Genomic DNA, 14,658 nt, shown 5'->3' with positions numbered 1-14,658 from the left:
CTACGGCACTGCGGTAAGCGGCCCATGAAACAGCCAGCTAGGCAAAGCGCGCGTAGCGCCGCTTGCGACGCCAGGCCCGCACCGCGCCAAAGGCCGCCAGCAGCACCAGCGGCGCGCCCAGATTGAGCGCCTGCCAGGGCCGGCGGTGGTCGGCTAGCTGCACCTTATCGAGCGGACGCAGGGTTATCTGCTTGCCGCGCACGGCGATGAGGCCGGTTTCATCGAGCAGATAATCAGTGGCGTTCAGGATTAATTCGCGATTCGCGAATTCTGTATTGGCTAGCCTATCGAAGCCTAGGCGGAAGGGCCGGCCGCTCTTGGGGTCCACATCGTTGCGCAGAAAATCGCCGTCCGAGATGACGAGAATCTTGCTGGGCGCGGCGTTGGGGTTCTGGTCGGGCTGGTACTGCGTCGTACCCGGAATGGCGCGGTTAGCAAACAGCGAGCGGAACGTGCCTTCGAGCAGATAACCCACCGACTGGTAGCTATTTTGATACAGCTTAGGGTTGGGCTCCAGCCGCGCGTCGTTGAAGTTGATGGGCACCGGCGCGGGCAGGCGGCGCGTGTAGCGCGAGGTGGTCATGAGCGACGTTTTGCGAATGCCCACGGCCTTCACGGTGTCAATATTGCCCACAAACTTCAGGTACACCGCATCCAAGTTGCGCGTTATGGGATTAGGGCTGAAGCGGTTGATGAGCGGGTAGAGCTGCCAGGGCAGCGGCTCGATTTTGGGCTTGTTGCCGGTCACGCCCGTCACGAGCGGAATCTGGCCGCAGTTGAGGTCGAGCAGCAGGTCCGGGTTCAGGCGCACGCCGTAGCGGAAGAGCAGGTCGTCGAGGTTCAGGTTGTAGGGCGTGGCCAGGGCAGCGCCGTTGCGACTCACGCTGTCGAGGTCTACGCGCAGGGCATCGACGAAAAACAGTGCCCGTCCGCCGTGGGTGATGAACTGGTCGAGGCGGAATTTATCCTGCTCCGAATACGGGCCGGTCGGCTTGGCAATGACTACGGCGTCGAGGTTGCCGCGCAGGTCTTTCACCTGGTTCAGGTCCACCCGAAACACGTCGTAGTTCTGGCTCCAGGCGGTGAGAATGTCGGCCATCTCCGGGTTAGTCAGCTCGCCGTGACCGGTAATGACCCCTAGCCGGCGCTTGGCCCCGCCGGGCGGCGCCACCTGCCGAATGGCGCTGGCCAGCTCATATTCCAGGCCCTCAATGCTTTGGTTGAGGCGCTCGGCGGGGCTGGCCACCTGGCTGCCGCGCAGCAGCAGCACGTTGCGCGTTTGGCCACCGGCCTGCACCACGGCCCAGGGAAAAATGATTTTCTCGACCCGCTTGCCGTTCTCGTTGGCGCCGAGGTTGGTGGGCTTCAGGCCCTTCTTAAAGAGTGTTTCGTAGAATTTATTGCGCCCAGCCTCGGTACCGGCCGCGCTAGGGTCGATGAAGATAAAATTCAAATTACCCCCGCCGTACACCTGCATCTCGTTCAGGGTTTCGCGCACGCCTTGTTCCAAGCGGCGAAAATTGGGCGGGAAATCACCGGTCAGGTACACCGTGATGGTGACGGGCTGCTTGAGGGTGCTGAGCAGCTTCTTGGTGGCGTCCGACATGGTGTAGCGCTTTTCCTGCGTCAAGTCGAGGCGGAAGAAAAAGCGCTGGGCCACGAAGTTCAGGAGCAGCAGCGTACCAATGATGGCGGCGAAGCGGGTCAAATCCTGGCGCTTGCGCGAGGCGGGGGCCGGCAAAGCGGCAGTGGTCGGAGTAGTCGCTTCCATGGTTACCAGGTGCGGCTGCGGAGGGCTAGCCGGGTGCCCAGCAGGGCCACGGCTACCACGGTGAAGAAATAAAGCACGTCGCGCGAGTCAATCAGCCCCTTGCTGAGGTCGCGGTAGTGCGCGGCAATGCCGAGCTGGCTCACGTAATAAGCCGGTGCACCGTCGAGCACCGAGGCCACCGAATCGAAGCCGGTGTAGACTAAGAAGCAAGCCACTACGGCCAGCACGAAGGCAATAATCTGGTCGCGGGTGAGGGCCGAAGCCAGCACGCCCAGCGCCGCAAACACGGCTGCCAGCAGGGCTAGCCCCAGGTACGAGCCCACCGTGGCCGCCGAGTCGATGTTGCCGGGCGGCGAGCCCAGCTTATACACGGAGAAATAATACAGCAGCGTGGGCACTAGCGCCAGCAGGGCCAGCAGCAGGCAGGCCAGGTACTTGCCGCCCACAATCTGCCCGTCGGTGAGCGGGCGCGTGAGCAGCAGCTCAATTGTGCCCGCCTTTTTCTCCTCGGCAAACGTGCGCATGGTAATGGCCGGAATCAGCAGCAAAAACAGCCACGGCGCCAGATTAAACAGCGATTGCAGGTCGGCGTAGCCATAGTCGAGCACGCTGCTGTCGGGAAAAACCCAGACAAACAGCCCCGTCGCCACCAAAAACACGCCGATGACGACGTAGGCCACCGGCGAGTTGAGGAAGGCGTTAAATTCTTTTCGGAGGATGGTTAGCATCTAATGACGCGGGTAGTGATGTATCAGGTTTGTTGTCATGCTGAGCTTGCCGAAGTATCTCTCTCGCTTCGTTTGAGCAGCAGACCCACGTTATTCTGTGAAAGTGGTATCGCTATGGTAGATTCTCCATACTCCGGATGCTTGTTTTACTGCATAAGTATTAATAGTTGCAGTCGCTTTCTCTCCTTGTACTTTAATGTTAAGTTCGAGCGAGTCTTGGTTGGAATCTGGGGTATTCATCTTGTATTCTTCAGAAAATATTTCTCCCGTATGACTAAGTATTTTCGAAGAAGTTTTAGCACTCTGTTTAGCAGCAAGAATGACCTCTGGATGGTCGCCCAGCATCTGCCTATCTGTCAAATCGTCTAGAAAATTGAAAGAGAAATAAAAAGTTACACATGCTATCAAAAGCGCAATAACCTTTTTAAATGATATACTTTTTAATTTCATATGAATTAACAAAATATAAAAGTTAGTTCAACTCGCTAACGAAGTGGTAGAGATGCTTCAAAAAGCTCAGCATGACGACCATTTTTACTCGTATTAATTTTACTTCGTCAATTCCCCAAACACCGCTTCCAGCGTCTGCTGCTCCTGGCGTAGCCCTAGCAGCAGCCAGCCCTGCTCCACGGCCAGGCGCGACACGGCGGCGCGCACGTCGGTGCCCGGCGCGGTGCGGATGAGCACCACACTAGAGCCAGCCATTTCCACGCCGCGCACGCCCGGCAGGGCGGCCAGCGGCGCGGTAGTTACGGCACCCTCAAACTCGGCGCGGAGCACGGTTTCGCCAGCGGCGCGGGCGGCTAGCTCGGCCACCGGCGCATCGGCCACCAGCTTGCCCCGGCTGATGATGACCACGCGGGAGCACATCGCCGTGACCTCGGGCAGAATGTGGGTGCTGAAAATGACCGTCTTATCCTCGCCCAACTCACGGATGAGCTGGCGGATTTCGCCGATTTGGTTGGGGTCGAGGCCGGTGGTGGGCTCGTCGAGGATGAGCACTTCGGGGTCGTGCACCAGGGCCTGGGCGAGCCCCACGCGCTGGCGATAGCCCTTGCTGAGCGCGCCGATTTGCTTGTTCTGCTCGCGGGTGAGGCCCACTTTTTGCACCAGCTGGGCCACGCGCTGGCGCAGCTCGCGGCCACGCAGGCCGTGCACCGAGCCGATAAATTCGAGGTACTCGTGCACGTACATGTCGAGGTAGAGCGGGTTGTGCTCGGGCAGGTAGCCTACGCGGCGGCGCACGGCCAGCGGGTCTTGCTGCACATCGAAGCCGGCCACGCGCACCGTGCCGGCCGTAGGCGGCAAGTAGCCGAGCGCGATTTTCATAGTGGTGCTCTTGCCCGCGCCGTTCGGCCCCAGAAAACCCACGATTTCGCCCTTATCGGCCCGGAAGCTGATATCGTCCACGGCGTTTTGGGCGCCGTAGGTTTTGATGAGCTTTTCTATTTCAACCATTAAGGCTTGACTTTATAGTTTTAACGTCTGTCATGCTGAACGCAGTGAAGCATGACGTTCTTCTCTAAAACCTTAATTTTTCACATTTGCCGGGCGCATCTGAATCTCCGATACCATCGTGGCATCCGGCGCCTCCAGCGCGTGTACAATGGCGGCGGCAATGTCCTGGGGCTGCATCTTGTGCGGGTCGGGCACCTGGCCGGGCTGGGCGCCGTTGAAGTTGGTTTCGACCGAGCCGGGCAACACGCAGGTGACCTTGATGCCAGCGGGCCGCAGTTCCTTAAAGAGCGCATCGGAGAAGCCGCGCACGGCGTACTTGGTGGCGCAGTAACCGGCCAGGTTGGCGGTGCCGGCAGTGGCGGCCAGGCTAGCCACGTTGATGAGGTGGCCGGCGCGCTGCTTTTTCATGGCCGGCAGCACGGCGCGGGTGCAGTAAAACAGGCCGTTCACGTTGGTATCGAACATGGCGTGCCAATCGGCCGACTTGAAGCCGTCGATGGGGCCGAAGATGCCTAGCCCGGCATTATTTACCAGCACGTGAATTTCGGGGCCCAGCTCGCGCTGGGTGTTAGTAAAGGCTTCGGCCACGGCGTGCTCGTCGCGCACATCGCACTCGAAAAACTGAAACCGGTCGTGGTTGAGGCCCCCGGGCGCGTGGCGGCCCCAGCCGGCCACTGCGGCGCCGCGCGCCAGCAAGGCCTCGGCGGTGGCACGGCCAATGCCGCTGCTCACGCCCGTTACGATGGCTACTTTCCCGCTCAGGTTCATAATTTCAGGCAAAAATTGACGGATGCGACTGCGAATGCTGCCACAAAGTAACGTGCTGGCCGGGCGGCGGGGGCTAGCCGGCCTACTGGCTGGCGGCCTGGCGCTGGCCGCGTGCGGTGCCAACCACGACACCGACTGCCTCAAAAACAACGGCACGGTCATTACCGAGCGCCGCGCCGTAGACCGCCGCCTCAATAAAGTAGTGGTGTACACCAACGTGGACCTGACTATTGTGCCCGACACGGCCACCTACGCCGAAGTGCAGGCTGGCGAGAATGTCGTTCAGGACATTGAGTTTTCGACACCGAGCGGCCCGCGGCAGCTCGTCATCAAAAATACCAGCACCTGCAACTGGGTGCGCAGCTACAACACCCCGCGCCAGGTGCGCCTGCACGTGGCCCGGCCCCATCGCAGCTTCGACATCGAGCAGTATGGCTACGGCCTGATAAACACCGAAGGCCAATGGGCGCAGGACACGCTGTTTTTGCGCCTCTGGAGCACCGGCGATTTTAATATGAACGTGCGCTCAACCTACCTCTACCTCGACAACTACGACGCGGGCGATATTACGCTGCACGGCACCGCCGAGGACTTCCACCCCAATTTTGGCAGCAATGGCTTTCTCTTTGCCAGCGACCTCGACGCGCGCTACTGCTACTTCTACACCTACCGCGAGTGGGTAGGCGATATGCACGTGCGCAGCCATCAAAACCTGGGCGGCACCCTAGCCGGCACCGGCCGACTGTTTTACACGGGCAATCCTTCGCTTGTCTTTGTACAGGGCCCAAACGCGGGCAGTATTTTCAAGGAATAATTTATAGCAAGTCGCCTAGCTGCGGCCTGATAAGCAATTCTTCCACCACGGCCTGGGGCGAGAGCTGGAAAGCTCCCAGCACGGCGGCAGCCACATCGGCGGGGTCGATGAAGCGTTGAGGCGGCAGCCCTGCCCCATCCCAGCTGCGGGTGAGGGTGGCGCCGGGTAGCACGGCCGTTACGCGCAGGCCCTGGGCTTTCACTTCTTCGCGCAGCGTCTTGGTGTAGCCGAGCAAGGCAAATTTGGCTACGCCGTAGGAGCCGCCATTGGGGTAGGGCATGATACTGGCCGTGGAGCAGATGGTGAAGATGTGCCCCCGGCCCTGGGCCAGCAGCGTGGGCAATAGTGCCCGCGTCACGTCGTAGGTACTTAAGAGGTTTACACTCAGCATTTCACGCAGACGTGAGCCATCGGCGGGCTCGTCCTGAAAGCGGCCGGGCACGTAGACACCGGCATTGTTGACGAGGGCGGCCAGCGGCCGGCCTAGCCCCAGCACGAATCCGGCAAAGCGCAGGCAGTCGGCGGGCTGGCTAAGGTCGGCGGGCAGGGTGTGCAGCGCCGCGCCGGGGCACTCGGCCGCGAGCGCTGCTAAATCTTCGGCCCGGCGGGCGCAGGTAGCTACCGTAAACCCGGCGGCTAAGAAACTCAGTACCAGGGCGCGCCCTATACCCTGGCTGCCCCCCGTTATGACTACTAACTCTACTGCTGCGGCCACTATTTTCTGAATTTATACGTAAGAGGCGCAAAGATGCTCCGCCGCCGCTGGCCGGGGCTAGCTGGCCGGCTCAAGCGTCCCCTTTTCCATCCTATATGTTCAAAGTTTTCGGCTCTTTCGTTTTATTTTTGTACAACATGGTGGCGCGTGCAGAGCGCCTCAAAGTGTTGTGGAACCGCTTTTTTGAAGAAGCCACGCTTATCGGCGTCAATTCTATCTTTATCGTGGGCATTGTGTCGGCCTTTATCGGAGCCGTAACCTGCATCCAGATTGCCTACAACCTCACCAACCCGCTCATCCCGAAGTCGACCATCGGCTACATGGTGCGCGAAATGACGATTCTGGAGTTGGCCCCCACCATCACGAGCATCGTGCTGGCCGGCAAGGTTGGTTCATCTATCGCGGGTGGGCTGGGCACCATGCGCATTACCGAGCAGATTTCGGCGCTCGAAGTAATGGGCATTAACGCCACGTCTTATCTAGTGTTGCCGCGCATTCTGGCGGCCATGCTGATGTTTCCGCTGCTGGTTATTCTGGCCATGGCGCTTAGTATTTTGGGTGGCTACCTGGCCGGCACGCTCTCGGGCGTAATGGCCCCGCAGGATTACATTGAGGGCATCCGCACCGATTTCATTCCCTACAATATCGTTTTTGCCCTCATTAAAGCCGTAGTTTTCGCGTTCCTCGTGTCGGGCATCTCGGCTTACAAAGGCTTTTACACTGAAGGTGGTGCGCTGGAAGTTGGTGCTGCTAGCACCTCGGCCGTAACCAACTCGATTATCGCCATCCTGCTGGCCGACTACGTGCTAGCCGCCGTGCTTCTTTAATTTGTGCTGAGCGGCTGTGTCGCTAGCCTTTTTTAGCCGGCGTTAGCGTAGGCAGGGCTGTTCAAACAAGTAGTACAGCAGTTCGTTATCGCTTTCGTATCTCTTCTATTATGATTGAAATATCCAACCTCGAAAAGTCCTTCGATGGCAACCAGGTGCTGAAAGGCATTACCTGCACGCTCGAAACCGGTAAGTGCAACCTGCTACTGGGTGGCTCGGGCACGGGCAAAAGCGTGCTCCTCTCGTGCATCGTGGGGTTGATGAAGCCCGACCTCGGCTCCATCACCTTCGATGGCACGGTATATACCAACTCGAAGGTGGACATTCGCCAGGAAATCCGCCGCAAAATCGGGATGCTGTTTCAGGGCTCGGCCTTATTCGACTCGATGACGGTGGCCAAGAATGTGGAATTTCCGCTTCAGATGCTGACGCCCGATATGAGCCCGGAGGAGCGCCGCGACCGCGTGGAATTCTGCCTCAAGCGCGTGGGCCTCGAAAATGCGGGTAATAAAATGCCCTCCGAAATTTCGGGCGGCATGAAAAAGCGCGTCGGCATTGCCCGCGCCATCGCGCCTAATTGTACGTATTTATTTTGCGACGAGCCTAACTCGGGCCTCGACCCAGCCACTAGTATCAAGATTGACGAGCTGATTTCCGAAATCACGCACGAATACAACATCACGACCGCCATTATCACCCACGACATGAACTCGGTGGTGGGCATCGGCGACCACATTATTTTCCTGCACCAGGGCAAAAAGCTGTGGGACGGCGATAAGGAGCACATCCTGAACGCCGACGTGCCCGAGCTGCGCGAGTTTATTTTCAGCTCGTCGCTGGTGCGCGCCGCCAAGCGCGTAGAGCAGGAAGACGGCCCGCAGGGCTTGGAGCACCTCGCCGCTGAGCCGCTGTCGGAGGTGTAGGCCAGTCAGGGTTCCCGCTTCATAACGCCCTGCTGAGCTTGCGCAGCGTTTCGCCTAAATCTGTTGAAACTATTCGACGGTGCGGGCGAGATGCTGCGCAAGCTCAGCAGGGCGTTCTTTTTTACGCTCTTTCTTGGTAATTTATCTGCCCACTACCTTCGCGGCATGAATCAGACTCTCGCCGGAAAAGTAGCCCTCGTCACCGGGGCCTCAAAAGGAATTGGCCGCGCCATTGCCACACTATTTGCCCAGCAGGGCGCGCAGGTGGCCTTTACGTATTTGTCGTCGGTCGAAAAAGGCCAGGCGCTGGAAGCCGAGCTAGCCGCCCACGGCGGCAAAGTGAAAGGCTACCGTTCCGACGCCTCGGACTATGCCCAGGCCGAAAAGCTCGTGGATGACGTGGTAAAGGATTTTGGTAAGCTCGACGTAGTGGTTAACAACGCCGGCATCACGCAGGACGGCCTACTCATGCGCATGAGCGAAGAACAGTGGGACAACGTACTGAACGTGAACCTAAAATCGGTGTTTAACCTCACCAAGGCCGCCACCAAGCCGATGATGCGGGCTAAAGCCGGCAGCATTATTAATATGACTTCGGTAGTTGGTATTAAAGGCAATGCCGGGCAGGCCAACTACGCCGCCAGCAAGGCCGGCATCATCGGCTTTACCAAGTCGGTAGCGTTGGAGCTAGGCTCGCGCAATATTCGCTGCAATGCCATCGCCCCCGGCTTCATCGAGACCGAAATGACCGACGCCCTCGACCCCAAGCAGGTCGATGAGTGGCGCAAGGCTATCCCGCTCAAGCGCGGTGGTTCGCCCGAAGATGTGGCCAAGGCCACGGCGTTTCTGGCGTCGGATGATTCGAGCTACATCACCGGCCAGGTTCTGCAAGTGGACGGCGGCATGCTAACGTAGGCAAAATTATGGCTACGCCCGAGGAACACGCTGAGCACGATGCCGCCGCTGAAAAAATAATTATCAGCGACGTAGAAAAGTATGGTTTCCACGTCGCTCAGATTAAAAGCGACGGTTACTCTCCCAGCTTTTCCTATACAATTGGGCTATTTAAAACCTATGGATATCCGGAGCTAATTTGCTTCGGCTTAAATTTGGATTTGCTACATTCAGTGCTTTGGTCAGGCAAGAAATTGCTGGACAGGCAACCCCTACCCGACCAAAGCATTGGTTATCCTGACTTTTTGGATGACTACGATGTGCGTTTTTTGACAGTCAACAAAGATTGGTACCGCTATTATTTTGGCTACGGAATCTGGTTTAATCAGGGCCTAGAATTTCCGGCGCTGCAAATTATTTGGCCTGATAAACAAGCGCTGTACCCCTGGGAAGAAGGATTCAACCCTGCCTGGAAAGCTGGCCAACCATTACTTGACCGGAACCTAGATTTTAAATTTCGGGAAGAGCGCAACGTAGCTGTATTCACCACGCGACAGGTATTGGAAGGCCTGCCAATTTTGCGTGTTATTCATGAAGTCAATGGTGATTGGCAATTTCTATGCGATACCACGTATGAAATAGACGACTTGAAAATCGTAGCATTGGAACAGCTGACCAAACGTGACCCGACTATCAACGATTTATTCCAGCTCAATTACGGCTGGCAGGCTCAGCGAATAGTTGAAGCCGCTGAGTGGCAAGAAGAGGAATATCAACCTGAGGAAGAAGAGGAAGACAACGACTAATTTGTCATCACTAGGTAAATTAAAGCATGTTGAAATCTATCCTCATAGCTGTTGCTATTTTGCTTTGGACGCCTATAATTGGGGTTAGCATTCTCAAAATCATTAGCCCTTATTTGCAGCAGCGAGAAATACAAAAACGCATTGCTCACGTCTGGAAATTAAAAATGAAGAATAAAGTAGAAACAATATTAGGTAGCTATCTCCGCGAAGGCGACCTCATCTTTCACACCTCGCTATCGGCCCAAAGCCAAGCTATTCAGCTAGCCACACACTCACCCTACAGCTACTGCGGACTGCTGTACAAAAGCGGTAGCGAATGGCAGGTATTTGAAGCCGTGCAGCCGGTGAAACTGACGCCGCTGAGCAACTGGATAGCCCGGGGGCAGGGCCAGCACTTTGTGATAAAGCGCCTGCGCGATGCCCAGACCGCACTTACGCCCGTCGCGCTAGCTCGGCTGAAAGCAGCTGGTCAGCCATTACTAGGGCGCGACTATGACTTGGCTTTCAACTGGTCGGATAAACAGATTTATTGCTCCGAGCTGATTTGGAAAGTTTACGACCGGGGGCTGCACCGCCAGCTGGGGCAACTGCAGCAGCTGCGCGACTTCGACCTTAGCCAGCCGGCCGTGCAAGCCAAACTGCGGGAACGCTACGGCGCGCAACTGCCGTTATCGGAGCCCGTCATTTCGCCGGCCAGTATCTTTCGCTGCCCCGCGCTGGTTACGGTCGTGAGCCGGTGAGGTAGCCGGCTTTCTTCGTTACTTGCTCTGCGGCGGCCTTAGCCGCACGTTCCTGGTTTTGCTCTCTACTGCCTATTCTCCCTGGTTTATCCTGCTGTGCCTGGCCGTGGGCGCGGGCTACGCGGCGCTGCTTTACTCGGCCCGGGCGCCGTGGAGCCGGGCCGTTAACTACGCGCTGGCGGGGCTGCGCTTTGTAGTGGTAAGCTTTCTGTGCTTTTTGCTGCTCGCGCCGTTTATCAAAACGATGACCACCCGCACCGAGGCGCCCACGGTGGTGCTGGCCGTCGATAATTCGCAGTCTATCAGCTTATTTTCCCCCAAGGCAGCGCTGGGACAGCTCACGGCTGGCTTGCCGCAGCTAGCCAATACGCTGCGCGAAAAGGGCTTTCGCGTTGAAACCCGCACGCTGACCAAGGCCACTACTAGGCCCGACTCGCTGCACTTTACTGCCAGCCGGACCGACCTCAACAAGCTGCTGGCCGACAGCCGCGAGGCCAACGCCGAGCGCAACCTAGCCGCGGTGGTGCTGGTGAGCGACGGCATCGTGAACCAGGGCCAGGAGCCGCAGTTTTCGGAGTTTAATTTCCCGATTTTCAGCGTGGCGCTGGGCGATACTATCGCGAAGAAAGACCTGCGCCTAACCGACCTGGTGTATAACCGCGTGGCCTTCAGCGGCAATAAATTCCCGCTGGAAGCTGAAATCGGCTACGAAGGCTACGCGGGCGGCGCGGCTACGGTGGAGGTGCGCGAAGGCGGCCGGGTGCTGGACAGCCGCCGGCTAGTCCTGCCCGCCGGCCGGCACCGCCTCCGAACCACGTTTCAGCTCACGGCCCCGGCGCCGGGCAAGCGCCGCTACGAAGTGCGCGTGCTGCCCCAGGCCGGCGAATTTACGACCCTGAATAACACACGCACGGCCTTTATTGAAATTGTGAAGGGCAAGCTGCGGGTGCTGCTGGCCGGTGCTGCCCCCCACCCCGACCTCAAGGCGCTACGGGCTGCCATTCTGGCCAACAATAACTTCGATTTAACCCTAGCCGTGGCTGGCGTGGGCCAGCCCTTGCCGGCCACCGCCACCTTCGATGTAGCGGTACTGCACCAGCTGCCGGCGCGTGGCGGCCTGGGCCAGGACCTGCTGGCCCGCGTGCGGGCCGCCAAGGTGCCGGTGCTTTATGTGCTGGGAGCCCAATCGGACTATTCTTCTTATAATCAACTAAATACCGGCCTGAATGTGCAGCCACGCGGCGCCCAAACCGACGAGGTGACGCCGCTAGCCAACCCCAATTTTGGGCGCCTGCCGCTCGAGGAGGAGAGCCGCCGCCGCTTTGCGCAATACCCCCCCGCAACGGTGCCCTTCGGCGACTTTCGACTGGGCGCCGGCGCCGAAGCCGCGCTGTGGCAACAGGTGGGCCGCCTGCCCACCCAGAAGCCGCTCTTGGTGTTTGGTGGCGCGGCGGGGGCTAGCCCCCGCGCGGCCACGCTAGTGGCCGAAAACACCTGGCAGTGGCGCCTGGAGGAAGCAATCGCCTACGACGACCGCCCCGAGGCCTACGACCGCCTTATCAGCCGCACGCTGCAGCTGCTGACGCAGAACGCCAATAAGAAGCGCCTTGATGTGTATCCCACGCAGGATGTCTTTGGTACCCAAGACGATGTAACGCTGAGCGCCGAGACGTACAACGCAGTCTTTGAGCGCATCTACGACCAGAAAATTACGCTCACGCTCACCGACTCGGCCCGCCGGGAGCGCACCATCACCTTCGCCAATGCGGCCGATGGTTCGCCGCTGCACTTGGGCCCGCTACCAGCGGGCCTCTACCGCTACCAGGCCCGCGCCTCGCTCGGCGGCCAGGCCCAGCAGGCGAGCGGCGAGCTACTCGTGCAAAACCAGCCCCTCGAAGCCCAGGAATCGAAGGCCGACCACCGCCTGCTGGCCCAGCTTAGCCGCCGCAGCGGGGGCCGGCTCTACTACCCTAGCCAGCTCGATAAGCTAGCCCAGGATTTGGTGGCGAAGAATTTTAAGCCCGTGCTGAGCAGCGAAGAAGATTTAAAGGATTTGATAAACCTGAAATGGCTGTTTTTCGCGCTGCTGACACTGCTGGCAGCCGAGTGGGCCTTGCGCAAGTACCAGGGCGGCGTCTAAAACCACAGGTATGCGGGTTTACCATTTGCTTCTATATAAGGTATGGCGAGTGATGCAATGGTATCGGCAGTGGGGCCATTTTCGGTGGCGCGAAAGTCTGTCAGAAGCTACGGCCACTCTAATGACGTTTATCTGGTCTAACTGGGTGCTCGTTGGGGTAATGCTGCTCCTGAAAATACCTTATTTCGGCAGCGCCCCTAAATCGGGTATAACCGAATTGTGTGCAGTTAGTGGTGGCTTATTTGGATTCTGGCTGATTTACTGGGCGCATCTGCACCTAATAAAGTCCAGCCAGTATCAAACAAGTGCTGCGACCTTTACAGCCTATGCCGGTGTTCAACGCTGGTTAGCTAACTTCATAGCTATTAGCTTACTGCTTAGTATTTGCCTAAGCCCTTGGCTCGCTGCTCAACAACTACTGAATTAGCTTTTACTTCCTTGGCATGCGCTACATTCTCCTCAACAAGCCATACGAAGTCCTCACCCAGTTCACCGACGAGCACGGCCGGGCCACGCTCAAGGACTTTGTGGCGGTGCCTAATGTGTACCCGGTGGGCCGGCTCGACTTCGACAGCGAGGGCCTGCTGCTGCTTACCGACGACAAGCAGATGCAGCACCGCCTCAGCGACCCGCGCTACAAGGTGCCCAAAACCTACTGGGCGCAGGTAGAGGGTACCCCTACCGAGACCGCGTTGCAGCAATTGCGCGAGGGAGTGCAGATTAAGGAGGGCTTCACGCTGCCCGCCGAAGCTGAGCTATTACCGGAGGCAGCCACGGCCGAGTTGTGGCCGCGCAACCCGCCTATTCGTTACCGAGCCAGCATCCCAACTAGTTGGCTAGCCATTACCATTGCGCAGGGCATGAACCGGCAGGTGCGCAAGATGTGCGCCGCCGTGGGCCTGCCTTGCCTGCGGCTGGTGCGCCAGGAATTGGGCGGCTTGTCGCTGGAAGAACTGGCGCCCGGCCAGTGGCGCGACCTCACGGCCGAAGAGCTAGCCGCGCTGCGGGGGCTAGCCGGCGCCGACGTGCGCCACCCGCGCCCAATGGCCGCGCGCCCCGCCACTTCCTATTCGCCCCCTAACCGCGGCCCGCGCCGCCAACGCCCCTAATGCTACGGCGGTTTCTTTGGGGTCTGGCCCTGCTTTTTGGCTTGCTCAATGTAGTAGTGGCCCTGCACGCCTGGCGCTTCACGCACTTCACCACCGATGCCGGGCCGCGCACTCGCAACCCAGAGCAACTGCCTACCGGCGAGAAAATCCAGATTATTCTCACTGGCTTAAAAAATCCGAAGCCTGTCAATCTGGCGCCGCCAGCCTTTCCCTACGAGACGATAACGCTACCGGGGCCCAACGGCCGGCTAGCCGCCTGGTATGGCCCGGTGCTGCGGGCGCGCGGCACGGTAGTGCTCTGCCACGGCTACACCAGCGATAAGTCGCGCCTGCGGCCCGAGGCAAGCTATTTCCGGCAGCTCGGCTACGCGGTGCTGCTGCTCGATTTTAGCGGTAACGGTGCCTCGGCGGGCTATCAAACCACCATCGGCTACCGCGAGGCCGACGATGTAGTGGCGGCGTACCATTGGGCGCTGGCCCGGCAGCCGGGCCGCCCAGTGGTGCTCTACGGCGTAAGTATGGGCGCCGTGGCCATTTTGCGGGCCGAAGGTGAGTTGGGTCTACGGCCGGCCGCCAACATCGTAGAGTGCCCATATGGCAGCATGCTCCAGACGGCCCAAAACCGCTTCGTTTCGATGCACCTGCCGCCTTTTCCGCTGGCTAACCTACTGGTTTTCTGGGGCAGCGTGGAGAATGGCTACTGGGCTTTCGGACTGAATGCTGGCGAGTATGCCCGCCACGTTACCACTCCTACCCTACTACTGTGGGGCACCGCCGACCCGCGCGTGACCCGCGCCGAAACCGATACCATCTTCGCGCATTTGGCCGGCCCAAAAGAGCGCGTTGATTTCGCGGGTTCGGGGCACGAGCCGTATTGGCACAAGCACCCGCGCCAGTGGCAAGTAGTGGTAGCGCGGTTTTTGGCAAAAACGAAGTAGGGCGAAGCTTCTGCTTCGCCCTACTTC

The 14,658-nt window shown here is 59.0% G+C and carries 16 protein-coding genes; 10 read left to right on the top strand and 6 right to left on the bottom strand.

Annotation, left to right across the window (positions count from 1 at the left end):
* Positions 1 to 37: 37 nt before the first annotated feature.
* The 5 genes from gldG to GKZ68_RS04445 all read right to left on the bottom strand — a co-directional run bounded on the left by gldG (position 38) and on the right by GKZ68_RS04445 (position 4,737).
* Positions 38 to 1,771 carry a gliding motility-associated ABC transporter substrate-binding protein GldG gene (gldG, locus tag GKZ68_RS04465; RefSeq protein ID WP_173111146.1) on the bottom strand — a complete coding sequence of 578 codons (1,734 nt, stop codon included), beginning with the start codon at positions 1,769 to 1,771 and terminating at the stop codon, positions 38 to 40.
* A 2-nt stretch (positions 1,772 to 1,773) separates the two neighbouring features.
* Positions 1,774 to 2,499, bottom strand: a complete 726-nt coding sequence (gene gldF / locus GKZ68_RS04460; protein ID WP_173111143.1) for a gliding motility-associated ABC transporter permease subunit GldF — start codon at positions 2,497 to 2,499, stop codon at positions 1,774 to 1,776.
* Positions 2,500 to 2,589: 90 nt separating this feature from the next.
* Positions 2,590 to 2,949, bottom strand: a complete 360-nt coding sequence (locus GKZ68_RS04455; protein WP_173111140.1) for a hypothetical protein — start codon at positions 2,947 to 2,949, stop codon at positions 2,590 to 2,592.
* A gap of 99 nt (positions 2,950 to 3,048) precedes the next feature.
* Positions 3,049 to 3,957, bottom strand: coding sequence for a gliding motility-associated ABC transporter ATP-binding subunit GldA (gldA, locus tag GKZ68_RS04450; protein WP_173111137.1), 909 nt, complete (start codon positions 3,955 to 3,957; stop codon positions 3,049 to 3,051).
* Positions 3,958 to 4,029: 72 nt separating this feature from the next.
* Entirely contained in the window at positions 4,030 to 4,737 is a 708-nt protein-coding gene (locus tag GKZ68_RS04445) for an SDR family oxidoreductase (protein WP_254244162.1), read from the bottom strand.
* A 22-nt stretch (positions 4,738 to 4,759) separates the two neighbouring features.
* Here GKZ68_RS04445 and GKZ68_RS04440 point away from each other — a divergent pair, with 22 nt between their 5' ends.
* A complete protein-coding gene (locus GKZ68_RS04440; protein ID WP_173111134.1) occupies positions 4,760 to 5,539 on the top strand; it encodes a DUF2807 domain-containing protein in 780 nt (259 codons plus the stop codon).
* Position 5,540: 1 nt separating this feature from the next.
* Here the strand turns inward: GKZ68_RS04440 and GKZ68_RS04435 are convergent, their stop codons facing one another.
* Positions 5,541 to 6,254 carry an SDR family oxidoreductase gene (locus tag GKZ68_RS04435; protein WP_173111131.1) on the bottom strand — a complete coding sequence of 238 codons (714 nt, stop codon included), beginning with the start codon at positions 6,252 to 6,254 and terminating at the stop codon, positions 5,541 to 5,543.
* 137 nt (positions 6,255 to 6,391) lie between these two features.
* Here GKZ68_RS04435 and GKZ68_RS04430 point away from each other — a divergent pair, with 137 nt between their 5' ends.
* From GKZ68_RS04430 to GKZ68_RS04390, 9 genes are all read left to right on the top strand, one after another.
* Positions 6,392 to 7,081: an ABC transporter permease gene (locus GKZ68_RS04430; RefSeq protein WP_254244161.1), complete on the top strand. Its 690-nt coding sequence runs from the start codon at positions 6,392 to 6,394 to the stop codon at positions 7,079 to 7,081.
* Between the two features lie 110 nt (positions 7,082 to 7,191).
* Positions 7,192 to 8,004, top strand: coding sequence for an ABC transporter ATP-binding protein (locus GKZ68_RS04425; RefSeq protein ID WP_173111125.1), 813 nt, complete (start codon positions 7,192 to 7,194; stop codon positions 8,002 to 8,004).
* A gap of 165 nt (positions 8,005 to 8,169) precedes the next feature.
* Positions 8,170 to 8,919, top strand: coding sequence for a 3-oxoacyl-[acyl-carrier-protein] reductase (gene fabG / locus GKZ68_RS04420; RefSeq protein ID WP_173111122.1), 750 nt, complete (start codon positions 8,170 to 8,172; stop codon positions 8,917 to 8,919).
* 8 nt (positions 8,920 to 8,927) lie between these two features.
* The gene (locus GKZ68_RS04415; RefSeq protein ID WP_173111119.1) at positions 8,928 to 9,704 is read left to right on the top strand and encodes a DUF4262 domain-containing protein; all 777 of its coding nucleotides are present in this window, start codon (positions 8,928 to 8,930) and stop codon (positions 9,702 to 9,704) included.
* A 164-nt stretch (positions 9,705 to 9,868) separates the two neighbouring features.
* Positions 9,869 to 10,444, top strand: a complete 576-nt coding sequence (locus tag GKZ68_RS04410; RefSeq protein ID WP_173111116.1) for a YiiX family permuted papain-like enzyme — start codon at positions 9,869 to 9,871, stop codon at positions 10,442 to 10,444.
* Positions 10,445 to 10,502: 58 nt separating this feature from the next.
* A complete protein-coding gene (locus tag GKZ68_RS04405) occupies positions 10,503 to 12,584 on the top strand; it encodes a VWA domain-containing protein (RefSeq protein ID WP_254244160.1) in 2,082 nt (693 codons plus the stop codon).
* 160 nt (positions 12,585 to 12,744) lie between these two features.
* Entirely contained in the window at positions 12,745 to 13,011 is a 267-nt protein-coding gene (locus GKZ68_RS04400) for a hypothetical protein (RefSeq protein ID WP_173111113.1), read from the top strand.
* Positions 13,012 to 13,027: 16 nt separating this feature from the next.
* Positions 13,028 to 13,693 (top strand): pseudouridine synthase, encoded by a 666-nt coding sequence (locus GKZ68_RS04395; protein WP_173111110.1) that lies wholly within the window; start codon positions 13,028 to 13,030, stop codon positions 13,691 to 13,693.
* A 41-nt stretch (positions 13,694 to 13,734) separates the two neighbouring features.
* Entirely contained in the window at positions 13,735 to 14,631 is an 897-nt protein-coding gene (locus GKZ68_RS04390; protein ID WP_173111107.1) for an alpha/beta hydrolase, read from the top strand.
* Positions 14,632 to 14,658 lie beyond the last annotated feature (27 nt).

Source organism: Hymenobacter sp. BRD128, assembly GCF_013256625.1.
Taxonomy (GTDB): domain Bacteria; phylum Bacteroidota; class Bacteroidia; order Cytophagales; family Hymenobacteraceae; genus Hymenobacter.
Note: the sequence above shows the minus strand (reverse complement) of the source record. Positions and strands in the feature narration are given on the sequence as shown.